The organism is Psychrobacter sp. K31L, from assembly GCF_017942195.1.
GTDB classification, from domain to species: Bacteria; Pseudomonadota; Gammaproteobacteria; order Pseudomonadales; family Moraxellaceae; genus Psychrobacter; species Psychrobacter glaciei.
Genome location: NZ_JAGKSC010000004.1, coordinates 58,306 through 83,099 on the forward strand (window position 1 = coordinate 58,306; position 24,794 = coordinate 83,099).

The window sequence follows — 24,794 nt, forward strand, 5'->3', positions numbered from 1 at the left end:
ATAAACGGCTTTATTTAGTCGATATTTTTTTGACTTTTAAAACCCACCACTTCACCCGACAATAACTTCAAACTGCTCATCGGCATAATACCGCGTAGCGCATTGCAAAAGAACAGTTGGCTTAAATGGGGTAAATCCTCATCTGATAGCGACCTAATGATGACTGGCTGTTCTGTTCTGGATAAGCCAGCGATAAGCACTTGCCGCATCACGCCAGCGACGCCCGATTGCGCCATAGAGGGCGTATACCATTGACCAGTGCTCAGATAATTGCTGTTGTTTTGAAGACGTGGAGGATTGGAAGACTTTACAAATGGCAGTTCTGATAATTGATAGAACACATTACTCATCGTCCCTTCAACCCAGTGCCCGCTCATATCACGCAGCAGCCCCTCACCGATATTGGATTCGACACTGGCTGATAAATGATTGGCTAATAAGAAGGGATTGGATTTTAATGTTTGGGCTTTAACGCGTTGTAGCTCAGCGCTTGCCAGCACATTATCGAGGCGATTGAGACTTTTAAGTCCGGCAAGCGGTGGCGGTAGACAGGCGAGCTGTGAAGACAAGCAAGTGGCAGAAGTCATTAATTGCAGAGGAACTAAGCGTCCATTCGATAGCCGTAGCTGCTCAGCAGTGGCGATAGGCATGGCGGAAGACTTGAGCCAAACTTCGCAAGCACTACCGGACGTACTTGGCGCATAACCATAACCACGGACATCTTGCGCCGCGCGGGTGACGATAAGCTTAAGCATGCCTTGCTGCAATTGCTTGGCCTGTGTCTGCAAAGTGGCCAATAGCGCTTGGCTATCGATATCGAGCTGTAGAGCATCAGCATGAGAGTCAAGGCGCTGCTGATGATAATCCGACCACAGTATCAGCCCATCGATGACGCCCATAGTAGTAAAAAAGCCATCACCGTATGCCAGTCCGCGATTGTCTAATGGCATTGTTAACGCTGCTACTGCTGCGTCATCGCTAGCCTCGCTTAGAGGGTGCAGACGTATCCAGCTGTTAGACGGCGGCATGATAGCTCCCACCATTTAGCTATTGTCTGTTTGAGCAGCCGCTTTATTAAGCACCAGCATACAACTATAAAACTCACATTTCGCCAGCTCTATTTTTTGCCCACCGATGGTTTTATCTTTGATAATTTGACCGTTCAGCATATCAGCGAGCACTTTGCCACCGTCATCACCCATCAGCTGACGCGCTAGCATATAGGATTTTTTGGCATGATTTTGACTCAGCTCTTTTTCTTTATCAGAGTCGGTTGGATTGGCATAATACCAGCCAAGTTCCAGATATTTTTCGGAATCGATAATATCTAAATAAGGCGCATCGGTATTCATAAAACGATACTTAGAAGCTGGATTACTGGCATAGTCTAGGCTGTTTTCGTCGGTACTCACCACTTTACCAAAGGTCGCTTTGATACCATCTAGCTCATCAACCGTGAGCGGCTCTACTTGGTCAGCGCCCCATGCCAGCACATCATATTTTACTGGTGTGCCTTGCTGAGCAGTCGCGCCATCTAAATCAGCCGTGTCAGTCGGAGCGGTTTGCGTAGAAGTATCTGTGGCGGTCTGCTCGCTAGTGGTTGCCGCGCCAGCCTCTGGATCTTGGGCGTCTTCTTTGGTGCTATCACAGCCACTCAACGTCACGCCAACTGCCATTATCATACTGACCATCAGGGTTTGTAGGTTATTATTCAACATGGACAATGTACTCACACTTTTAGATTGATCTCAAAATAGTATTAACGAGCTGGCAGATACGCCACTGATAATGAAGAATGTTTTATTAAAAAGCTTGGTGATAACCTAGCAGTTACTAGCGCATATTGATATCGATTTTTATGCTCACTAGTTTACCCAACTGCTGAACGCTTGACTACCCTTTACGTTACGGATACCGCTCCCAGACAGTACAGATTTGTTAAAGACCTCACGTTTTAAACCCCTATGTTCAATCGTGTATTTGTCGCTTGATCGCCCTATTTGTCAAACATAGCGTTATCCCTTATGATGAATGGGTTTGAACGGTTATCAATCTGACTCCTTCATGCCCTTACTGCCAGCGGACTATTTATTTATGACCCAGCACTTTATCGTTATTGGCAATCCGATTGCCCACAGCAAATCTCCTGAAATACATACGCTATTTGCGGCGCAAGCAGGCATTGATATTCGCTATCAACGCCAGTATTGTCCCGATGATGCAGCCAGCTTTGCCGCGGTCGTCGAGGCATTTTTTCATGGTGGCGGTGTGGGTGCCAATGTGACGGTTCCCTTTAAACAAGTCGCTTATGTGTGCTGTCAGGCGCGTGGTGGCTTATCAGAGCACGCCAAAGTCGCTGGTGCGGTCAATACACTCCTGCTCAATAAAGCACTATTAAACAGTGGCACGCCAATAGCAGAGGCGCTGTACGGCGATAATACCGATGGGCAAGGGTTAATCAATCATATCACTAGCTTAGGCTGGCCGCTGGATGGTGCTCGCGTTGCCATCATTGGCGCTGGTGGTGCCGCGCGCGGGGCAATATTACCTTTGATTCAAGCAGGTATCGCAACACTCACAATTGCCAATCGCACAGTGGGCAAAGCCACCGACTTGGTCAGCGAGCTTAGCGCTGCCAGTACGTCTATTAGTCAGCAGCAGATTACCACTTGTACGACTGGCGAGTTGAGTGGACAGTTTGATATTATTATTAACGCGACATCGATTGGTCTATCGGGCGAGACCTTGCCACTGAACGACACGCTAAACACACGATATGCTTACGACATGATGTATGGTCGCACTCTACCATTTTTAGAGCATTTTTCGGCACGTGGGACGCAGACCTCAGACGGCTACGGCATGCTTATCGGACAAGCGGCGCTAAGCTTTGAGCGCTGGACGAGTCACAGTATTGATGTCGTACAAGCCACTAAAGCTCTCAACGACAAATAAATCAGACCGTCATTTATATGCTGCTTTGAACCACAAAGGCGTATGAAGCCGAATCAGACAAGTTTGTCATGCGCCTTTCATTTATTCTTTCGTTGTTTGACCAAAACGCGCGAGCAGCCAAGCTTCTATTTGTCGTAGCGGCACACGCAAACGGCTTGAGTGTATGGCCAGACCACCGCTAAGCCCCACCACGCAACCAATCGTAGTATCAAGCATACGCACACGAATGATCTCCTCGGCGACGGGCGGCACCAGCGACATGCTGCCATATTCAGCGATAAATATCGTCAACGGCGTGATAAATACCACTGCCAAGCCGTAATGACGATCGACTAATGACTCGATACAGAGCATCATTATAAAAATAGCGATCGCAACGCCCCATATCGATAGACCCCACGACAGCATCCAACTCGCCACCGCCATTCCCACTAATGTACCGAGTAAACGATGCATTTGTTTGATCCACATCGTGCGTAGCTGCATGCCTTGAATAATGATAAAACAGCTCACAGCCGCCCAGTAGGGATAAGGCATCTTTAGCAATATCGCGATGGCCAATGCCAAGCTCACAAAGCTGGCCACAATGAGACTGTCGCTAATCATGTCCGATTCATAAAGATAAACGGGCGCAGGCACAGTAGGACGCGTCGCTAATAAAAACAGACTATATAACAGCGCTAGTAACATCGACATGCCACCACCTAACATCACTAGCCCTGTTGCTGATAGCACTTGCGCCAACGGCACAGGAATAAATAACGCGATCGCCCCTGCCATCATCACAAACAATCCTGCCGGTGGCGGCTGTCGATAGTAACGACCCAACATGACGATGGCAAAAGCGAGCAATGCAAATACAGGCAATCTGAGCACAGGTATTTGCTGAGCGATCAGTCCGAGTGCAAAGCTCAACACCATGGCAAATCCCCACGCCATGACCGTCACCAAACGATACGGTAGTGTGCCTGACAACGGCAAGTTGAGGATAATCATCGCCCCCAGCGAAGCCTTAATACCTGAAGACAAAGCATCAAAATAAGCACCGACGAACACGGGGAAGCTAATGGCAATGGCAGCGATAATCGGCATATGCCATGGTCTTTTGCTGCGATTAACGGTTAACAAATGCGGCAGCTCACCCAACACTAACGACTTAATATAGGCAAACCGTTCTGCCAGCCAAGTTATCCAACTTGCCTTACGCTTTGATGCGCTCATAAATCGATTTTCCTCTTGCCTCGACATTGCGCCGATTGATGGAACACTGTCTTTCTTACTTTAGTTTGCATGATGTTTGAATGAAAATGACTCGTAATGCTATTATTTAAGCGTGAATATTTTACCAACACATAACTTAATTTAATATATAATAATACGAATTATGAATATTAGTTATAAGTTATATATTTGTCGTTATAGAAGTCTTATACTTGGATAACTATCATAATAGTTAACTTTTATTAAGTAACACTTAGCGACAGTCATCACAGACGATATTTTAATAAGTTTAACTCACCATCTACAATATCATTCATTTGTATCAAAATAAGCAAACATCCGCTCGAATAAACTCTGGTTTTCAATCCTAAGTCTACGACAGCGAATTAACCAAAGAGACCGACTATGTTAACTTACAAAGCACCTTTACGTGATATCAAGTTTTTAATAAATGATGTGTTCGACTATCAAACGCATTATAAAAGCTTAGACAATGGCGAAAACGCTGACCCTGAAACCGTTGATATGATTCTTCAAGGTATGGCAGATTTTGCCGAAAACGTCTTGGCACCTTTATATCAGCCAGCTGATGCAGAAGGCTGTCATTTTGAAAATGGCGTAGTCACAACCCCTAAAGGTTTCAAAGACGCTTATGACCAGTTTGTAGAAGGCGGTTGGCAAGGTATTTCTTATCCTGAACAATACGGTGGTATGAACTTACCGACTTCATTGAACCTAATCAAAGCTGAAATGATCGGTACGGCGAACTGGCCATGGGCAATGTATCCTGGTCTATCTACAGGCTGTATCAACACCATCTTACAGTATGGTACAGATGAGCAAAAAGAGACTTATCTACATAAATTAGTCGAAGGCTCTTGGGCAGGCACCATGTGTCTGACTGAACCACAATGTGGTACTGACTTGGGTCAAGTAAAGTCAAAAGCCATTCCACAAGATGACGGTAGCTACAAGCTGGGCGGCACCAAAATCTTTATCTCAAGTGGTGAGCATGACTTAACAGATAACATCATTCACATTGTGCTAGCACGTCTACCGGACGCACCAGAAGGCACACGTGGTATTTCATTGTTTATCGTACCGAAATTTCTGCCGAATGCTGAAGGCGAAAGTGGCGAGCGCAATGGCGTTTCTTGTGGTTCTATTGAACACAAAATGGGCATCAACTCATCAGCGACTTGCGTCCTAAACTTTGATAATGCGGTCGGTTACCTCATTGGTGAGCCAAACAAAGGCTTAAAAGCCATGTTTACCTTTATGAACACCGCTCGTATCGGTACTGGCATCCAAGGTTTGGCGCACACCGAGCTGTCTTTCCAAAACGCCCTACCATATGCCAAAGATCGTCGCTCAATGCGTACGTTATCAGGGACGAAAGATCCTGAAAAAGTTGCTGATGCTATCATTCATCATGCCGATGTCCGTCGTATGCTATTGACCCAAAAAGCCTTTGCTGAAGGCGGTCGTTCAATGATTTATCATTCAGCCCGCTATGCCGATAAAATGGCACAAGGCATCATCAATGGCGATGATGAAGAATTTGAAAAATGGGATGATAAACTTGGCTTCTATACGCCTATCCTCAAAGGCTTCTTAACTGAGCTAGGTATTGAAGCGGCCAAACACGGTCAGCAAGTATATGGCGGTCACGGTTATATCAAAGAGTGGGGCATGGAGCTAATCGCTCGTGATGCTCGTATCGCTACTATGTACGAAGGTACGACTGGTATTCAGGCACTTGATTTGCTCGGTCGTAAGGTTATCTTGCAGTCTAAAGGTAAAATCATCCGTGATTACACCTCAAGCATCATGAAATGGTGTGGCGAGTATGCACTTGATAAAGACATGCGTAAATTCGTTTGGGCATTGACCAAGCTTTGTGCTGAGTGGAATACCTTAACGGTTCGCTTGATGCTAATGGCTCGTAAAGACCGTGAAATCATCTCAGCAGCATCAGACGATTTCTTGATGTACTCAGGCTATGTCATGATGGGTTATCACTGGGCACGTATGGCGGCTGTCGCTTATGACAAGCTTGAAAATGGCGGCACAGAATCACCAGAGTTCTACAAAGCCAAAATCCAAACTGCTGAGTTCTACTTCGATAAACTGTTGCCACGTACCTCAGGTCACGCCGAAGGTATGGTTGCGCCAAGCAGCAGCATGACTGCCATGAAAATCGAAAACTTTGCTTTCTTAGATTAAGATTTAAGTTTAAAAACAAATTAATCAATCATTGATAAAAAAAGCGCCTATTATTTAGGCGTTTTTTTATGCTTAACTAAAAGTCAGAGAATACTAGATCTGGAAATAATAGATAGATGACAGACTCAGTGAGGAGATAATGATGTTTTCCATTCATAACAAGAGCACTTTATTAACCGCACGAGTGATAAAAATGCTGTTGTTGAGTGCCACATTAATAGGTGTTAGCGCGAATAGTGCGTTGGCTAAAAGTAGCGACACCCCTATTCAGTTTGCTAAAGGTGCTATTAGTAGCACGGTAACTGGTCAGCTAAAGCCCAATGAAGACGAGCACTGGTATCGTTTTCACGCCAACAGTTGGCAATATGCCATCATTAATATTGCACCACTTGCTGGTACGTCTGAGACTGCCAATGTCGGTGTGCTGCATATGCCCAATGGCACACAAAATGGCACCAAAGGCGGTATCATTTATCAAGGCTGCTTGCCTGTCACGGGGACTTATCGATTGCGCATTGCTCGTAATCTAATGGCCACCCAAGGTCGAACGGCAGGTTATAGCGTTGAAGTGATTGTCTTACCTAAGTATGCCAGCGAGTCACTGTGCGAGTATTTGTAGATTTATTAAAATACGAGTAACGGTAAGGCGCACGGCAAACATTGATTACTAATACTAGGGCGTGTCATCATTTAGATTGTGAGACTTAAAATAAGGAAAATTGCAGCCAAACAAGGAAGAAATTGCAGTAAATATGAACATATTGACAAGATTTCTGACGATGTTTGGCTAAATTTAGCCATTTTAAGACCACTAAATGTATTCATGTGCTAATTGATGACACGCCCTAGTCACCAAGCATTTTTTTATGATAGACCACACTAATCTCTTCAATTTCCACGCATATCTGCAATGCTGAACGTCCCGATTGCGCGGCGCTCAACTGATCTTCTATCGTTGCGACCAATAGCTCTGCCAACTGATTGCGAACGGCAATATCGCGTCCTGTCATCATTTTTAGATGCGCGTAAATAAATCCATTGGCCTGCTCATCATCTTCCACACCCACCAGAAATGTTTGGATGGGTAGGATGCGTGCTTTGATATCAGTTTGTTGTTTGAACTGACCACTGTCCCATAGCACTTTATTGAGAGACTTGAGCAATGATTCTTCATGAGCAATACTGACGTTAGGCGTCACTTGAATGGTTAAATGCGGCATGAGTCTATCCTTAAAGAAGTGTGAATAATGAGTGAAAATTTAGTGTCCATATCAAGCCTGACTTTAACCATTAGTCATCGGTAATATCAGCAAAACAGGCCTCAAGAGTGGTAGACAATTGTGTCGGTGGTAATTCAATCTCTAACCCACGGCGACCGCCGCTCACATAAATGGTTGGCTGCTGTTCAGCTGACATATCGATGACGGTCGTCAAGCGCTTCTTTTGTCCAAGGGGGCTGACCCCGCCCAGTACATAACCTGTACTACGTTCGACTTGCTTAGGGTCTGCCATTTGTACTTTTTTGCAGGTCATCAATTTATGAGCCGATAAGGCTTTGGCCATTTTTTTAAAGCTCAGCATTTTGTCCACTGGCAAAATAGCCACTGCCAGTGAGCCATTGTCAGTGGACACCACCAAAGTCTTAAACACTTGAGCTACTGGAATGCCCAGTTTTTCGGCAGCCTCCAATCCATAAGAAGCGGCATTACTGTCGTGAGTATATTCGTGCAGCTGATAATCAAGGCCGCGCTGTTTGGCAAGTTTGATAGCAGGAGTCATAGGTATTTAACTTATGGTTATTTAATTGAAATAAGTGAGAGTAAAGATTAGGGCGTGTCCTCAATTCAACCGATAGCGATCTAAAGTTTGATATTTAGTAGTAGTTTACGCCACTATATCATTGCGCTAAAGCCTTTATACTTCAAATAACTAAGCATCTCACCCAGTATTTAACTCTCGAAATGGTCACCAAATCGTATTAATATTAGCAGTATATACAGACACAATATATCGCTTTGATGGCTTTTATGGCATCATGAGGGCAATACAATTTACTAATTTTGATATCCATTATGATACCCAGTTTCTTAAAGAATAAGTTCCTAAAAAAACGGATTTTTAAAGCGCCAGTCGCGACCGATAGCCAGTCAGCGACAGGCAGCGATGCAGTAACCGATGACGCTGCAATTGCGACTAAGCCTTACTCGAATGCGCCCATCAATCAGCTATATCGCAAGGTATCAGGTCAACTGCTCGATATCGCTGTTAAGCCGAAGCTGTTGGGTGAGTTGCCAGAGTTTGATACTGACGATCAGACGCTAAGGTTTTATGTGCTGCAAGATTATTCGCGCTCCAACAGTATTTTGATCGATTTGCAGACGCAAGAGCACAATCTGCCACCAGCATTGGTTGGGGTAAATGACGTCGCCCATAATGTTAAAGAAAATGCGGCCATCATATTTTTGCATCATCCCCATGCCAAAGACAGTCAGCTATCGCCGCGCCTTTCTCGTTTGGTGTCTGCTGTTTTACAGTATCCAGAGCTAAAAGTGCGTCTGGTGCCTGTATCTATACTGTGGGGACGCGCACCTGAGAAAGAAGATTCCCTCTTTAAGCTTTTAACGGCTGATAACTGGGAAGATCCCAGCATTACCAAGCAGTTATTTAATATTGGGGTGATGGGACGCGATACCTTTGTCCAGTTCCATCCACCGCAAGACTTGCGTGCCCTTATTAATGACAATCTTAAAGGACACGTAGAAGGTCCAGCTGTCTTTGATTCTGTTGCCACTGATTCAGTCAATTCTACTACTGATGGCACCAATGAGGCGGATACCGTACCAAGTTATGCGTTGGTCGCGGCTGCCGATGGCAATCGTGAGATGGTGCGCATGCTGCAACAACAGCTCAAAATCTACCTAGACAAGCAGCGCGCCAGTATGCTCGGTCCTGATTTATCAGATCGACGCAACTTGGTCGATAAGCTGGTCTATTCACCAGCGATTAAGCATGCGATAGAAGCTGAGGCCGAAGCATCGGGGATCAATGTTCGTGACGCCCGTAGCCTCGCGAAGGGCTATGCCAATGAAATGGTGAATGACTACTCCTACCCGATTATTCGTGTCTTTGATCGATTTTTGACGTGGTTATGGACACAGCTTTATGACGGTGTAGAAGTCCATCATTTTGAGCGAGTGCGCGAGCTGGCAACAGATCACGAAATCATCTACGTGCCTTGTCATCGTAGTCATGTCGACTATCTGCTACTGTCTTACGTTATCTACAAGCGTGGTCTGAGCATCCCTTACGTTGCAGCAGGTGATAACTTAGATGTGCCCGTCTTAGGTCCACTATTACGCGGAGCGGTGGCGTTTTATATTCGTCGTAGCTTCCGTGGTAATGCGCTTTATACCGCTGTGTTGCGCGAATATATGCATACGCTTATTACTCGTAATACGCCAATCGAATACTTCATCGAGGGCGGTCGCTCACGCTCAGGTCGTCTGCTACCACCAAAGATGGGCATGCTGGCGATGACTGTACACAGCCAGTTACGCCAAACCAATAAGCCAGTGGTATTCATTCCAACTTACATCGGCTATGAGCGGATTATGGAAGGCGGTACTTATGTGGGCGAACTAAAAGGCAAGCCAAAAGAGTCTGAATCTTTAATCGGCTTACTCAAAGTTGGTCGTAAAATTGAGCGCATCTTTGGCAATGTCCATCTAAGTTTTGGCAAACCGCTTCACCTTAGCGACTTTATGACAAAGTTCGATGTGGCAGCCAATAGCTTACCGACTGATCGCACTGATACCCCACTCGATGTCAAAACCAGCGCCATGGTCGACAACATCGGTGTAAAAATCATGCAGCATATCAATAAAGCTGCGGTGGTCAATCCCGTATCGTTACTATCATTAGTGCTTCTGTCTGCTCCCAAAGCAGCACTAGATGAAGATATTTGCCGTGAGCAAATCGCGCTCTATCAAGGTCTTGCTCAGCAGCTGGCTTATTCAGAGGATACGGTCATCACTGATATGAGCCCGCAGCAGATTATCGATTACGGGGTCAAGCTCAAACTGATCGAACGTATTCCGCATATTTTAGGCGACATCATTCAGGTCGCAGACAAGCAAGCAGCACTGCTTAGCTACTTCCGTAATAACATTTTACATGTCTTTATTCTGCTATCATTCCTAGCCGCTTTAGTCGCGCGCAATGGACGTATCGAACGCAGTCGTTTGGATAATATTGCCGAGCAGTTATATCCATTTTTACAAAGTGAGCTGTTTTTATATTATCCAGCACATGGCTTAGCCGAAACGCTCAACAAAAAAGTAGATAATCTGCTCAGTCATGGACTGATCGTCGAGTTGGGTGATGGCGTACTTAGCGTCCCCGAGTCCAATAGCAAATGCTATCAGCAGCTACAAGTACTTGCGACGCCAGTCGAGCAAAGCCTTGAACGTTACTTTATGACGCTTGCCCTCCTTGCTCAACAAGGTTCTGGCAACTTGACTGAAAACGAAGTCGTTGATCTGTGCCACTTGCTCGGTCAGCGCTTGTCTGTGCTGTATGCGGATGACATTCCTGACTTCTTTGACCGCGCCTTATTTACTAGCTTTATTAGCGCCTTGACTCGCCTTGACTATCTACAAAAAGATGATGAAACGGGCATACTGACCTTTGATCACCGTATTCATGACATTGCGCATCATGCCAAATACGTGCTAACGCCTGACATGATGCAAATCTTGCAGCAAGTCGCCAGCTTAGACGAAGAGGAAATTACCCATGCGATTACTGAGATTAGTAATAAAAAGCAGCGTAAATTTGGGCGCAAGCGCTAATCTCTAGCTGGAATTGATTTATAACCAGTTATCTTAAGTAAATGAAGCACAAAAAAAGACCTCTAACGATTAGAGGTCTTTTTTATTGGATTGCAATATACTAAACAGCCGTATTAGTTCGTAATCTTCTTATACTTCATACGCTTAGGAGTGGCAGCATCACCCATGGTCTTTTTACGGTAGGTCTCAAACTCAGAGTAGTTACCATCGAACCAAACAGGGCCTTCTTCTTCGAACGCCAAGATATGGGTGGCGATACGGTCAAGGAACCAGCGATCATGCGACACGACCATGACGGTACCTGGGAATACTTGAATCGCATCCTCTAGCGCACGCAAGGTTTCGATATCCAAATCGTTTGATGGTTCATCGAGGAGCAAGACGTTCGCACCCTGCTTTAGCGTCTTCGCCAGTTGCAAGCGGTTACGCTCACCACCAGATAACTGCCCGACATGCTTCTGCTGGTCTGAACCTTTAAAGTTAAAGCGACCGATATAAGCACGACTTGGCGTGGTATATTCACCAACAGTGATGATGTCGAGGCCGTCAGACACTTCTTCCCAAACGGTTTTGCTATCGTCTAAGTTGTCACGTACCTGACCAACATAAGCGACTTTGACACTTTCACCCAAATCAACGGTTCCAGTATCTGGCGTATCACGTTCAGTAATCATGTTAAATAGCGTGGTTTTACCCGCACCATTTGGACCAATGATACCGACGATAGCACCTGCTGGGACGTTAAAACTTAGGTTTTCATAGAGCAAACGATCGCCAAATGATTTAGAGATGTCATTAATCTCAATAACCTTGTTACCCAAACGTGGACCAGGTGGAATATAAATCTCAGCCGTCTCATTACGCTGTTGGAACTCTGTTGAGTTCAACTCTTCAAAACGCTGTACACGAGATTTAGACTTGGCTTGTTGGCCTTTTTGATTTTTACGAATCCACTCAAGCTCTTTTTTCAGTGCTTTAGCAAAAGATTCTTCTTGCTTATTCTGCTGCTCTAGACGCGTATTCTTTTGCTCTAGCCACTCAGTATAGTTGCCTTCATACGGATAGCCATGGCCACGGTCAAGCTCCAAAATCCACTGCGCGACATTATCCAAGAAATAGCGATCATGGGTAATAGCAACGATAGTACCGCTGTAGTTCTGCAAGAACTGCTCAAGCCATGCGACAGATTCGGCGTCCAAATGGTTGGTCGGTTCGTCAAGTAATAGCATATCAGGGCGTGATAATAGCAAACGACATAGCGCCACACGGCGTTTTTCACCACCTGACAGTTTACTAACATCTGCATCCCATGGCGGCAGACGTAAGGCATCAGCGGCTTTTTCTAACTGAGTGCTTAAGTTATGGGCATCCCATGTTTGGATGATGTCTTCCATTTTGCCTTGCTCTTCAGCAAGTTTATCGAAATCTGCATCAGGTTCAGCGTATTCAGCATAGATAGCATCTAAACGAGCGAGCGCATCTAACGCTTCGCGCATGCCGTCTTCGACGTTACCACGTACGTCTTTGCTGTCATCAAGCTGTGGTTCCTGCGGCAAATAGCCGATTTTGGTGCCCGTTTGCGCGCGTGCTTCGCCACTAAACTCTGTATCCACGCCTGCCATGATGCGTAGCAGGGTTGATTTACCTGAGCCGTTGATACCGAGTACACCGATTTTGGCACCCGGAAAAAACGATAGGTTGATATTTTTTAGGATTTCACGCTTAGGTGGAACAAGTTTTGACACGTTGTTCATCGTGTAAATATATTGAGCCATTAACACTCCGATAGACTGCATAGAAGAGGCAAGCAAATCATACTTAGCAATGATGCCAAGCGTGCTGCACCTCAAAATCAGGGTTACAAATTATAGGCCATTATCGCATTGTGGCGCATACCCTGCAAGCTAGTAGATGGCTTTAGCACTCTTTGGCATTGATTTCGTATTTTTGCACCTATAAGCGCGAGTTTTTGCACCTATCAGCACAAGATTATTTGCTTAAATGCAGCCTATAATAGTCAGTATAAGCCCTAGTTTGAACAGTAATCATATCACCCTGATACGCTTCTGTTTTATAAACCCCACAAAAAGTTGCAGCAAATTTTTCGCAAAATTAATGAATAGCCGTTAAGATATTAGATATTCTTAATAAAATATTTCAATAATTGTAGAGTTCTTTTGTCTGTTCTAATATGTATAAATGCTGATAAAAGCGACGGCAAAAGCAGTTAAGCGAGCAGTCAAATGCACGACTTTACAATGATTGAAAAGCATATGATAAAAGGTATTCTATGACGACCGGCTACCGCCCTGAGATTATCCAACGCGCGTTCGTTGATTTTATTGGGTCACGCCTGCATCCGTTTTGGTCATTGACCACACCCAAACTTCGCCTTGTGGCACGGCAGGTGCTCAACGAAGAATTGATTGCGCTGCAATTTGAAGTCAATCAGGCGTTCAAACGACAGGCATTTTCGGTCAATGATAGCTGGCAAGGTGGTCAATATATTCATTTGACCGTACCTATCGATGGCATCAATCACCAGCGCAGTTACTCGCTGGTTGGGCTGTTTCCTCAGCCAAAAAATTTACATGATGCTATTTTCACTAAGAACCTTGTAGACAATAGCGTTGCTAATAACGCTGACAATAATACTGAGGATCGCGCTAGCAACACTCTACATGCTACCGTCACTATTGCTATCAAATCGCAAGGGCTGGTTTCGGACTATCTGACCAGACAAGCGCCACTTGGTTCGATCTTTAATAGTAGCGTTCCGAGCGGTGACTTTACCTTAGCGGATACATCAGAAAAATTAGCCAAACAAAAAAGTGGACTGCCACACTCTGAGCAGTCGCCCCTCTTATTTATCGCTGGTGGTAGCGGTATTACCCCAATGTTAGGGTTGATTACTCAAGCATTGACACAACGACGTCACGTTACTTTGCTATATTATTATCGTTCGACATTGGCAAGAGCGCCTTTTCAAGCGTACTGGCAACGACTAGCTACCACCTATCCCAACTTTGCTTATTATATGGTTAATACCACTGATCCAAGTAACCACAGTAGCCAGCTAGCAGGCACGCGACACTTAGACGCAGCAACTTTATCACTGCTACCATTATCATTAGCAGAGTCGACGATATTCGCTTGCGGCTCATCCTCATTATTATCAGGACTTTACCGCGCCCTTGACACACTAAGCCCGCCAACAGATGAGGAGAGCTTAATTAACAAGCACTCTCTACGAGACAACGTGATTATCGAACATTTTGGTACGGCATTGACCGATGCTGATATGAACGTTGGCACAGATGAGTCGAGCAAAACGGCAGATATAGCAGCGCAAACGGTATATTTACGCGGGCGACAGCAGCAGTTTAGTAGTCGCACCACGTTGCTTTTAGGGGCTGAGCAAGCAGGCATACGGCTGAGCTATGGTTGTAGACAAGGAATATGCCAGCTGTGTCGCTGCCAAAAAATAAGCGGGGTCGTCAAAAATATCCAAACGGGCAAAGTGAGCAGCAATGGTTATGAATCTATTCAGACCTGTATCAATATACCAATGACAGAAGTTATTTTAGATGTATAAAGCCTGTTGCTTCTATTAAGCGGCTATTTTTAATAGAGACTCATAGATATTTTTTATAGATAGACTCGAAGTGTTTATACCGCCTTATTAACGGTTTTAAAGCGTTTGAAATATTTTGTGAACCAAAAATAAAGCCCCGCTCACTCATTAATTATTCTTATCATTATTACTGTTTGATTAAGACCTGCCCTAGGGCGTGTCATCATTTAGATTGTGAGGCTTAAAATGAGAAAAATTGCAGCCAAACAAGGAAGAAATTGCCGTAAATATGAACATATTGACAAGATTGCTGACGATGTTTGGCAAAATTTAGCCATTTTAAGACCACTATTAGCCATTTTAAGACCACTAAATGTATCAATGTGCTAATTGATGACATGCCCTAGGTAAACTAACTAAAATACCGCAACTTGTACCAGATTTCGATAGATTAACTCTTTAGCATATTATATGCTAAAACTCACTAGAATCATTGGACCGACGCTGTCGTCTGACACCCTAAGCAGTCTCGGTTAAGGACTATCTATGCGCTTATTACCCTCTATGTTCACCGCACAGTCTGCCGTGCCTACATTTTCTGGATTAACGACTGTACCGCCAAAGCAAGGTTTATATCCAACCTTGAGCGGCTCGCAATTGTCAAAAGCGCGTACAGAAGCCTTGGCTGCTGAGCTAAACACGTTGTATCAGAGCGTGATGGACTCACTTGGTGCTGAGGATGCTCGCTACATTCAGCGCGTTTATACTACCGTCGTCTATAGTGAAGTGCTGGCGCGTGGTCTGCTGGCTGTAGCAGGTCGACTGTCATCACGACGACGTATAGTGGCGACTTGGTTATTGGGTACTTCCCTATTAAGTTTTAGCAAAATCTTAAACAATATGGAGCTTGGTCATAATGTCATGCATGGTCAATATGACTGGATGCAGCATCCACATCTGAATAGCAAGCAGTTTGATTGGGACATCGTTTGTCCAGCGCCGCTCTGGCAGCATTCACACAATTATTTGCACCATACTTATACCAATATCGTTGGTCGCGATCATGATGTGGGTTACCATTTGATTCGAGTGACTGATGAGCAGCCTTGGGTGCCAGAAGATCGCTACAACTTGCTTAGTACCGCAGGACTGGCACTTGGATTTGAGTGGGCAGTTGCTTTTCATGATATTCAAATCAGTACCGATGAGTATGCGGACTCTCCTGATCTGCATAACATCATGCAGCAAAAATCTCGTGCTTTATTTGCTAAAATCGGTCGGCAAGTGGGCAAAGACTATATCGCCCTGCCAGCCTTAGCAGCAGTAACGTTGGGGCGCCGTAGCGGCATAAGTACATTAAGCGGCAATCTCACTGCCAATATTGCTCGCAATATCTGGACGTGGGCAGTGATATTCTGTGGTCATTTTACCGAACAGGCGCATATCTACACCCATCTCGATGCTAACGAAAGCAAAGGGGACTGGTATGTCCGTCAAATCCTTGGCTCTAGTAATATTCAAGGTAGCAAATGGTTTCATCTTTTAACGGGTAATTTGTCACATCAGATCGAGCACCATATCTTCCCTGATATGCCCGCTCGCCATTACGCGCGTATCGCGCCACAAGTACAGGCAATCTGCCAAAAGTATGGCTTGTCTTATAACACTGGTCGGTTTGGTCGCCAATTCAAACAAGTAATAGGTCGTATCAAGCATTTTAGCAAACCAAGTGTAGAAGAATGGCAGGCACACTTGCAAGCGCAATCCAATCTACCAGCACATACAAATAATGTTGTCGAACCAAAAGATGAACCGCTCATGCGCGGCTTAAGTAAATATCTACCGCCTGTGGTGCAAAACGCCTTATTTTATGCCAAGTAAATGTTATAAGAATGAGCGGTAACATTTCGCCTATCTGTATTTACCATAAGCATTCGTAAGTATATATTATATCTATGAGCAATGACTCATAATAAAGATTGGCAATGACTCACATAAAGAAATAACTAATTATAAAAACAAGTCATTTCATACAAACATTAATAATGCGAAAACCTATAAAAAATGGAGTGCTATATGAACGATAATATTGACAAAAAACACTTAGATATTGTCCATGATGAACAAGCCAAACGTTTTGAGACCTCAATCAATGGTCACACTGGCTATATCAGCTATCAAGAACGCGACGGAAAACTCGTCTATGACCATACTATCGTACCGCAAGAATTGGGTGGGCGCGGTGTCGGTTCAGGTCTAGTCAAACATGCGCTAGACTATGCGCGCGAACAGGATAAAAAAGTCGTGCCACAGTGCTCGTTTGTCGCCTCTTACATCAGCAAACACCCTGGGTATCAAGATTTGGTATAGTCGAATACCATCCTTTAGCTCTATTAAAATCCAACAATTGATGCCACACTACCCTCCTATTTGTTTGCTATCTACAATCATATATTTATCGTTAAATATGTGACAAGATATCAAACGTAGGTGGGTTTTTTGCCCTATTTTAATCATAAAACCCATATAGCATTTACTAAAATGGAGAAGTCTACCAATAACCAAAAGCTAGCGAATACTCGACCAGTAAATCCAACATAATAATAAAGGAGACCGCTATGAGTAGTTTATCTGACAAACAAATTGATCTACAGCTAGAAGACTTGGCTGGCTGGCAACGCGATGGCAACGGTATTACCAAGAGCTATAAATTTAACGACTTTATCGAAGCCATAAGCTTTATGAACCAAGCTGCATTTCATGCCGAAGCACTCGAACATCATCCTGAATGGCACAATACTTATAACGTCGTAGATGTGCGTCTAACGACCCATGATACGGGTGGTATTACCAGTCTTGATATTCGTTTGGCCAAACGCATGGAACATATTATTCAGCCCAAACATTTATAATTATTTAACCCGCCTCTTTTATATATAGAGACGTATTTAATACCTCAAGCAATACCTTTAGTAAAAAATTCCCATAAAAAAAGTCCTCAATCGAGGACTTTTTCTTATTACTGAGTAACGTTTATTTTATTCAACTTATCATTACATTTTACGACTAACAAACGCGACGATGAACAAGATCACAGCCAATGCTAGTAAAATGTATGCGAAGTTTGCAGACAGTCCAGCGACACCGCCAAACCCTAGGAAACTTGCGATAAGTGCGATTACCGCAAAAATAATAGCCCAGCGAAACATAGATTTCTCCTCAATAATTATCAAAAATCAGATGCTAAGACACATATAACAGACCTTATAAACGACCGTTACTAATATTTGCCTTACCTCATCCAATATCCATTTTAAGTTGTTGTTTTTTTTAATACTGTCTATAACTGCTTACAAACATAGATTAGCAATATTTCGCACCGATAAACGTTCATTTTGGTAATAATATCGGTAGGTTATGTAACCTTTGTAGCAAATCTTAATATGCTGATATTTTTTCTTGGCTTTTCGAGATTTATATGTAGAGATAGCAAAACACCCCTTAATCCCTAGCATTTCCCTCTTATAGTCTGCTATAAACCATCACAGTTCACACTAACGGGTTTCTACTTACGGCCAACATGTCTTAGAATAGAGTCAATGGCATATAAAAAATGATTTTTTATTTCTACCATTCAGTATGAGATCATATATAAAAAACACTTATTAAGGATAATAAATATGGCTACAAATACGGATACTTCAAAGACTATCAATGCAGCGGATGATAATAAGCCGACCGGTAGCGAGCAGCGTCCTTACACCATCGTTTTATATGGTGCGACAAGTTTCGTTGGGCAAATCACCGCCCATTATTTAACAAGCTTTTTGTCTGATGCCAAAAATAAAAATGGTGATAGCGTCACGTGGGCGATAGCGGGTCGTGACGAGGACAAGCTTAACGAATTACAGTCCAAGCTTGAGAACAAAGTAGACATCATTATAGCCAACAGTAAGGACGCTGCCAGTCTTGATAAGATGACCAAACAAACACAAGTCATTATCTCAACCGTCGGCCCTTACCTAAAATATGGTGAGCCATTGATCAAGTCTTGCGCCGAAAATGGTACAGACTATGTCGATCTCACCGGTGAAGCTATCTTTATCAAAGACATGATGGATAAATATCAAGAAACTGCCAAAGAAAGCGGTGCTCGTATCGTCAACTCCTGTGGCTTCGACTCTATCCCGTCAGATTTGGGCGTTTATTTTACCCAGCAGCAGGCAGAATCTCAGTTCGATAGCACTTGTGATGTGATCCACATGCGCGTAAAAGCGGCAAAAGGGGGTTTATCTGGTGGTACGATTGCCTCGATGGCGACCATCTTTGAAGAAGTGGGACAAGATAAATCACGTCGTAAGCAAGTGGCAAACCCTTATCTGCTTAATGATGATAAAGACGTGCCTAGCGTGCGCCAAGCCAATATCAGCAAGCCAGAATATGACAGTGAGCACAAACGCTGGTTGGCTCCTTTTGTGATGGCAAGCATCAATACCCGTATCGTGCATCGCAGTAACCAATTACTCGGCTATGAATATGGACGTGATTTTAAATATGACGAAGCCATGTGGATGACAGATGGCATAAAAGGTAAGCTGTCGAGCTATGCACTGAGCGCTGGGCTGTTAGGATTTGCCACCGCGATGATGATTAAGCCAAGCCGCGAGCTACTGTCCAAGCACGTCTTACCAAAAGCTGGCTCTGGCCCGTCGAAGTCTGACCAAGATAATGGTTACTACGATATTCGTCTCTTTGGCCAAACTGCCAATAAAGACACCATCAATACCAAAGTAACGGGCGACAAAGATCCTGGCTATGGCAGTACATCACGCATGCTGGCACAAGCGGCCTTGTGTTTAGCGCAAGATATTGGCAAAGACGATGTCTGTGGTGGGTTTTGGACGCCAGCATCTGCAATGGGCAACAAACTGCTAACGCGCCTAGAAACGCATGCAGGTCTTAGCTTCGAAATAGTCGAGGGTTAGACTTTTATAGATTATAGAACGATAAAGCCTTAAATTTTACTGACCGTATCTTGGTAACAGGGTACGGTTTTTTAATAGGTGAAATTTTCCATGACTTTTGAGCAGATGTTAATAAATAATAATAACGTACATTTTTGGTGAACAATGTTGCCAGTTTTCGCTTTTTTTATACATTATGCTACACATTCTTAGCCTGATGTCACAGCCATCTATTAGCAACTGACGTAGCATTAAAAACGTTAAAGTAAAGAAACACTAAGGCAAAAACATTGAATTAGAAACTATGACGTTATGACGTTATTTATTAAGTAAGTGATTTTATTAAGTAAGGAATTACTTCACTAATGACTTTCACTAATGATTCAGTATAAAAATAAGCCATACAAGCAAGCCACCATTCTGACTACAACACATCTATTTATAATTAAAAGGAAGTAACTATGAAATTGAATATATTGACCGCCGCTGTCATCACCTCAGGTCTGGCAATGATTGGCAGTAATGCAAATGCTGGGATGACGACCGATACTCACGGCAACGTAGGCTACGACAGTTACGACGAGTGCGTCACCGCTGTCAAAGATGGCTCAGCCAAATTTTATACCCCTTATACGTATCAAAATCCCAAACGCCAAGCTGGTGAAACCTCTGTCAAAAAGATGCGCTTATCTGATGTTATGATTCCACAGAATGTCGTTGACAGCAATAACTTGAATACTAGCGACTATACAGCAGGCGCTTGTGATTTAGGCGTTGGACAATCGAATGGTCGCTACGGGGTATCGGGTGCCTTGGTCGGAAAATACGTTCCCATCGCTGCTAATATGCCAGTCAACGTTTATATGGACAAAAACGGCAATCCTGTCCGTCTAAGTATGCAACAGTGTGACAATCATTTTAGCACCAAATTCCCGACACCGATTATGGCTGAAGTCACTGAAACTGAAGCGCCAGAAGCACAACTTGCGATTACTGAAGAGCGCAGTGTAGAGCCAGTCATTATCGAAACCACTCGTGTTATTCGACCCGCTAAGTATCGGGTAAAAGAAGTAATCGTCGCCCCCGTGGATCAAATCAAACGTGTCAACACGGCTAACGGTACTGCCATTGCTGTAGAAGAAGCTGGACGTACCGTCGTCGTTGGCGAAGCAGCAGATGCCGAGGTAATTGATAGTACAGAAATTAGCCAGACTTTCCCAGTTATCCGTGTCCCTGATAATGACTTACAGCAGCGCGTTATCGACCCTACGACTGGTAGAGATGTCATCGTCGAATAGTTTTTTCTACAGGATAAAGGCTTGACTCTCAGTAGGTCATGCGCTTATTTAGTAGCTGACATACCTAAAGATAAGGTGGCGGCACTCATATTCTTACCTGACAATAAGAATACAATAGTTGCACAAAGTCACCTGCGAGCGCTTGTCTGTTAGATTTTTAATCTATGTACTACTGAAATAATAATGGCTTAGTTGGTATTCTCTTGCTTAGAGTTTTATTAGATGATTTTATAAAGCTTTTCGTTCAAATTGGTCATGATAATCGCTGTACGGTTGTCATGATTTTATTTTATCTACACATTAAATGTTAGATATACTAAATATATATATTCAAAATACTAAATTAATTTATGATAAACGAAAGCATGTAAATAAGCGTCAAGTTTGAAATACTTTAAGCTGACACTATAAGAATGCAAACTGAGGAATCAACTGATGAAAAACCGTACCCTGCCTTTATCGTTACTTATTGGTGCCGCACTTACTATCCCAAGCTTGGCCATGGCAGCACCTGCTGAGACTGCACAAGCAAATATGCAAAACACTACTACCGCTACCACACTCGAGACTGAAGCTGTAAATGCTGATAATCAATCAGTACCAAATCAATCTAATTCGATTCAGATCAGCGAAACTCAGCGCATCTCAAGAGCAAGCGTGAATAGCAACGCTAATCAACAGCAAATGGCTCCTAAGCTTCAAGCACAACAACAAGATCAAGATATGCAAGTACAACAACAAGCTATGCAGCAAGCACAGCAACAAGCTATGCAAGCACAACAACAGGCTATGCAAGCCAAAAAACAAGCCATGCAGCAAGCTGAACAACAAGCGATGCAAGATCCAGAAGAAGCAATGCAACAACAAGAGATGCTACAAGAAGATCCACAAGAAGACATGCTAGATGAAGAGGATTTATTAGAGTCGGAACAAGACGACCAATAAGCTGAGTTATTAGCCATGCTAAAGCACTTCTAGTAACATATGTCTCAAAATATATTCCCAATAAAAAAGGCAGCCTAATGGCTGCCTTTTTTATTGATTATTGCTGTTAATTATTTAGAAACGACTTAAGAAACCCATAAAGCCACTTATTTTTTAGTTTTAGTCACACCTGCTTCTTGCAGCAATGCACCCAACGTACCCATTTTGCTCGGCACTTCTGTTTTATCAGCCCTTGGCGCTTTGCTACGATTGTTGCTCGCGTTGTCTTTATCCTGACGCTTACCACGTGGCTTAGACGGACGTTTATCAGCAGCTGGGCGACTGCTAGTTGGACGGTCACTACGCGAGCGATTACCCTTCTCATCAGAACCAGCATCTCTCGCAGTAGGTTTTGCTGCTGGGCGTGCAGGTTTCTCAGATTCAGGCTTCATGCTAAACCCGATACGGCCACGTTTTTCATCAATAGAAATAACACGTACTGACACGATATCACCCGGCTTGACGCGGTTCATTGGATCGGCAACGAAATCATTGGCCATCTGTGAGATATGCACCAAGCCATCTTGATGGACACCAACGTCAATAAAGCAACCAAAAGCCGTCACATTGGTAACCACGCCTTCTAACGTCATCCCTTCGCTCAGATCTTTAATGCTATTGACATCATCACGGAAATTAGCCGTTTTGAACTCAGGACGTGGATCACGTGCTGGTTTGGCAAGCTCTTCGATGATGGCTTTTACACTGATATTGTCATCATTTGCAGCAAGCGCAGTAGTGTCGATCGTGTTTAGTACACCATCATTCCCCAATACTTCCGGCAATGCTTTACCGGTTTGCGCAAGTAAGCTATCAACCAGCGCATAGCTTTCTGGATGCACACCAGTCGCATCAAGTGGATTGCTACCGTCGTGTATGCGTAAGAAGCCTGCTGCCTGCTCAAATGTCTTAGCACCTAAGCGCGGAACGTTTTTGAGCGCCTCACGGCTATCAAACGCACCGTGCTCTTTACGATAAGTGACGATTTGCTGGGCGACGTTTTTATTCAAACCAGCAATGTGTGCCAATATAGCTGGGCTGGCTGTATTTACATCCACACCCACGGCATTCACGCTGTCTTGGGTTACTTTATCCAGACTGTCTGCAAGCTGGTTTTGATTGACGTCATGCTGATATTGACCAACGCCAATTGCTTTTGGATCAACTTTAACAAGCTCTGATAATGGATCTTGCAAGCGACGCGCGATAGAAACCGCACCGCGTACAGAGACATCTAAATTGGCAAGCTCATCACTGGCAAGCTCACTCGCCGAATAAACAGAGGCGCCAGATTCATTGACGATGACGGCTTTGGCTTTTAGCTCAGAATTGGCCGCCAAAATTTCTTTAATCATCGCATCTGTTTCGCGGCTCGCCGTACCGTTACCGATAGCTACTAAATCAACGTTGTAAGTGCTTAACAGCTCATCGATGACTTTTTTAGCTGCATCCATTTTATTATCAGGGGCAAACGGATACACGGTAGCGACAACTGGCTTGTCTTCGTTATCCAACATGACATGACCTTGGGCATCAACGATGGACATTTTTACGCCATGACGAATACCAGGATCAACGCCTAAGATAACCTTACGACCAGCAGGTGCTGACATCAATAGGTGCTGTAAATTATTGGCAAACACATCAATCGCATCTGCTTCAGCGGTCAAACGTTTTTCAGTCAATAAACGATGCTCGATATGCGGACGCCATTTTTCTTTCCACAAGCTACTCGCCGCTTCTGCTAAAAACTCACGACGGGCAGCAGGTGCCTTGGCATCGATATCAAAATGAGCAATAATCTTTTCGATAAAAGGAGTATCTTCGCCTTCAATTTTGAGACCCAAAACGTTTTCTTGGCGACCACGTAGCATCGCTAATAGGCGATGATTCGGTAGACGAGCAAGGCTTTCACTGTGCTCAAAATAGTCTTTAAACTTCTCGCCGACTTCTCGCTTATCATCACTGGCAACTGCCGAGACGATGCTGGCCGTTTTGGCAAAACCACTGCGTAAGTTATCCAGCAGATCTAATGCCTGCGTCCATTCATCAACGATGATGGCTTGTACGCCAGCCAACTGCTTGTCGATATCGCTAAAGTCGACCTCAATCTCATTACCGCTATCGTCAGAGATACTAGATGGCGCTTGATAGTCAGCCAGTGCCTCTGTTGGGGTAATCTCTTGTATTAAGACTGCTTGAGCAGCCACATCGAGACCGGCAGCGCGTGCTTTGGCCGCTGGTGAACGGCGACGCGGACGATAAGGCAAGTAGATGTCTTCAAGCTCAAGTTTAGACGTCGCGTTATCAATACGCGTCTGTAGCTCGTCGGTCAAATTGCCTTGCGTACTAAGCAGCTCAGTAATTTTAAGGCGACGCGTTGCCATGTCGCGCTCATAATTGAGCGACTTCTCTAAAGCTCGCAGCTGCGCATCGTCAAGATTCTGCGTTTTTTCTTTACGGTAACGCGCGATAAATGGAACGGTCGCGCCTTCATCATAAAGTTTGACAAACGCATTGACTTGAGCAGTCTTAATGCCAAGCGCGCGAGCAAGCTTGTCGTGAATATTCGCGTGTGTGGTTGCATCCAAAACCTGTGCATTTGTCGAGGTTTGAGATGGCGTTAAGGTATCAGTGCTACTCATAGACGTATCAATCGTTGATAAATGGTGTTTGGCATTATAGCAAAAGCTGCATGAATAAAAATCCTTTTTATCTTTTC

The 24,794-nt window shown here is 44.1% G+C and carries 19 protein-coding genes; 11 read left to right on the forward strand and 8 right to left on the reverse strand.

All coding sequences use genetic code 11. The features are described 5' to 3' along the window. Positions 1-14: 14 nt before the first annotated feature. Complete coding sequence (locus tag J5X94_RS07915; RefSeq protein ID WP_210540872.1) at positions 15-1,028, reverse strand: aminotransferase class IV; 1,014 nt, start codon at positions 1,026-1,028, stop codon at positions 15-17. 15 nt (positions 1,029-1,043) lie between these two features. Beyond that, positions 1,044-1,718, reverse strand: coding sequence for a hypothetical protein (locus J5X94_RS07920; protein ID WP_210540873.1), 675 nt, complete (start codon positions 1,716-1,718; stop codon positions 1,044-1,046). A 376-nt stretch (positions 1,719-2,094) separates the two neighbouring features. Between J5X94_RS07920 and aroE the strand changes: the two genes are divergently transcribed. Further along, entirely contained in the window at positions 2,095-2,955 is an 861-nt protein-coding gene (gene aroE / locus J5X94_RS07925) for a shikimate dehydrogenase (protein WP_210541044.1), read from the forward strand. Positions 2,956-3,036: 81 nt separating this feature from the next. On the opposite strand, the gene J5X94_RS07930 is transcribed toward aroE, so the two are convergent. Beyond that, entirely contained in the window at positions 3,037-4,176 is a 1,140-nt protein-coding gene (locus J5X94_RS07930; RefSeq protein ID WP_201589564.1) for an FUSC family protein, read from the reverse strand. 405 nt (positions 4,177-4,581) lie between these two features. On the opposite strand from J5X94_RS07930, the gene J5X94_RS07935 reads away from it, so the two are divergent. Together J5X94_RS07935 and J5X94_RS07940 are read left to right on the forward strand one after the other, a co-directional pair. After that, positions 4,582-6,402: an acyl-CoA dehydrogenase C-terminal domain-containing protein gene (locus tag J5X94_RS07935; RefSeq protein WP_189583358.1), complete on the forward strand. Its 1,821-nt coding sequence runs from the start codon at positions 4,582-4,584 to the stop codon at positions 6,400-6,402. 142 nt (positions 6,403-6,544) lie between these two features. Then, positions 6,545-7,021, forward strand: a complete 477-nt coding sequence (locus J5X94_RS07940) for a hypothetical protein (RefSeq protein WP_210540874.1) — start codon at positions 6,545-6,547, stop codon at positions 7,019-7,021. A 226-nt stretch (positions 7,022-7,247) separates the two neighbouring features. On the opposite strand, the gene J5X94_RS07945 is transcribed toward J5X94_RS07940, so the two are convergent. Both J5X94_RS07945 and ybaK read right to left on the reverse strand, forming a co-directional pair. Continuing rightward, entirely contained in the window at positions 7,248-7,622 is a 375-nt protein-coding gene (locus J5X94_RS07945; RefSeq protein ID WP_210540875.1) for a 5-carboxymethyl-2-hydroxymuconate Delta-isomerase, read from the reverse strand. A 70-nt stretch (positions 7,623-7,692) separates the two neighbouring features. Next, positions 7,693-8,181 carry a Cys-tRNA(Pro) deacylase gene (ybaK, locus tag J5X94_RS07950; RefSeq protein WP_210540876.1) on the reverse strand — a complete coding sequence of 163 codons (489 nt, stop codon included), beginning with the start codon at positions 8,179-8,181 and terminating at the stop codon, positions 7,693-7,695. A gap of 293 nt (positions 8,182-8,474) precedes the next feature. Between ybaK and plsB the strand changes: the two genes are divergently transcribed. After that, entirely contained in the window at positions 8,475-11,252 is a 2,778-nt protein-coding gene (gene plsB, locus J5X94_RS07955) for a glycerol-3-phosphate 1-O-acyltransferase PlsB (protein WP_210540877.1), read from the forward strand. A 113-nt stretch (positions 11,253-11,365) separates the two neighbouring features. Here the strand turns inward: plsB and ettA are convergent, their stop codons facing one another. After that, positions 11,366-13,027 (reverse strand): energy-dependent translational throttle protein EttA, encoded by a 1,662-nt coding sequence (ettA, locus tag J5X94_RS07960; protein ID WP_010200887.1) that lies wholly within the window; start codon positions 13,025-13,027, stop codon positions 11,366-11,368. A 515-nt stretch (positions 13,028-13,542) separates the two neighbouring features. Between ettA and J5X94_RS07965 the strand changes: the two genes are divergently transcribed. The 4 genes from J5X94_RS07965 (at position 13,543) to J5X94_RS07980 (ending at position 17,738) form a co-directional block, all read left to right on the forward strand. After that, the gene (locus J5X94_RS07965; protein ID WP_210540878.1) at positions 13,543-14,847 is read left to right on the forward strand and encodes a flavin reductase family protein; all 1,305 of its coding nucleotides are present in this window, start codon (positions 13,543-13,545) and stop codon (positions 14,845-14,847) included. A gap of 525 nt (positions 14,848-15,372) precedes the next feature. Then, positions 15,373-16,707 (forward strand): fatty acid desaturase family protein, encoded by a 1,335-nt coding sequence (locus tag J5X94_RS07970; protein ID WP_210540879.1) that lies wholly within the window; start codon positions 15,373-15,375, stop codon positions 16,705-16,707. A 195-nt stretch (positions 16,708-16,902) separates the two neighbouring features. Beyond that, positions 16,903-17,196, forward strand: a complete 294-nt coding sequence (locus J5X94_RS07975) for a GNAT family N-acetyltransferase (RefSeq protein ID WP_210540880.1) — start codon at positions 16,903-16,905, stop codon at positions 17,194-17,196. A gap of 248 nt (positions 17,197-17,444) precedes the next feature. Beyond that, positions 17,445-17,738 carry a 4a-hydroxytetrahydrobiopterin dehydratase gene (locus J5X94_RS07980; protein ID WP_210540881.1) on the forward strand — a complete coding sequence of 98 codons (294 nt, stop codon included), beginning with the start codon at positions 17,445-17,447 and terminating at the stop codon, positions 17,736-17,738. 141 nt (positions 17,739-17,879) lie between these two features. Here the strand turns inward: J5X94_RS07980 and J5X94_RS07985 are convergent, their stop codons facing one another. Further along, on the reverse strand, positions 17,880-18,035 hold the full coding sequence (locus J5X94_RS07985; protein WP_010200882.1) for a DUF1328 domain-containing protein: 156 nt from the start codon (positions 18,033-18,035) through the stop codon (positions 17,880-17,882). Positions 18,036-18,506: 471 nt separating this feature from the next. Here J5X94_RS07985 and J5X94_RS07990 point away from each other — a divergent pair, with 471 nt between their 5' ends. The 3 genes from J5X94_RS07990 to J5X94_RS08000 all read left to right on the forward strand — a co-directional run bounded on the left by J5X94_RS07990 (position 18,507) and on the right by J5X94_RS08000 (position 22,033). Then, positions 18,507-19,811 (forward strand): saccharopine dehydrogenase family protein, encoded by a 1,305-nt coding sequence (locus J5X94_RS07990; RefSeq protein WP_210540882.1) that lies wholly within the window; start codon positions 18,507-18,509, stop codon positions 19,809-19,811. A gap of 440 nt (positions 19,812-20,251) precedes the next feature. After that, entirely contained in the window at positions 20,252-21,088 is an 837-nt protein-coding gene (locus J5X94_RS07995) for a hypothetical protein (protein ID WP_210540883.1), read from the forward strand. 435 nt (positions 21,089-21,523) lie between these two features. Beyond that, positions 21,524-22,033: a hypothetical protein gene (locus tag J5X94_RS08000; protein WP_210540884.1), complete on the forward strand. Its 510-nt coding sequence runs from the start codon at positions 21,524-21,526 to the stop codon at positions 22,031-22,033. A gap of 146 nt (positions 22,034-22,179) precedes the next feature. Here the strand turns inward: J5X94_RS08000 and J5X94_RS08005 are convergent, their stop codons facing one another. Continuing rightward, positions 22,180-24,717: a Tex family protein gene (locus tag J5X94_RS08005; RefSeq protein WP_210540885.1), complete on the reverse strand. Its 2,538-nt coding sequence runs from the start codon at positions 24,715-24,717 to the stop codon at positions 22,180-22,182. Positions 24,718-24,794 lie beyond the last annotated feature (77 nt).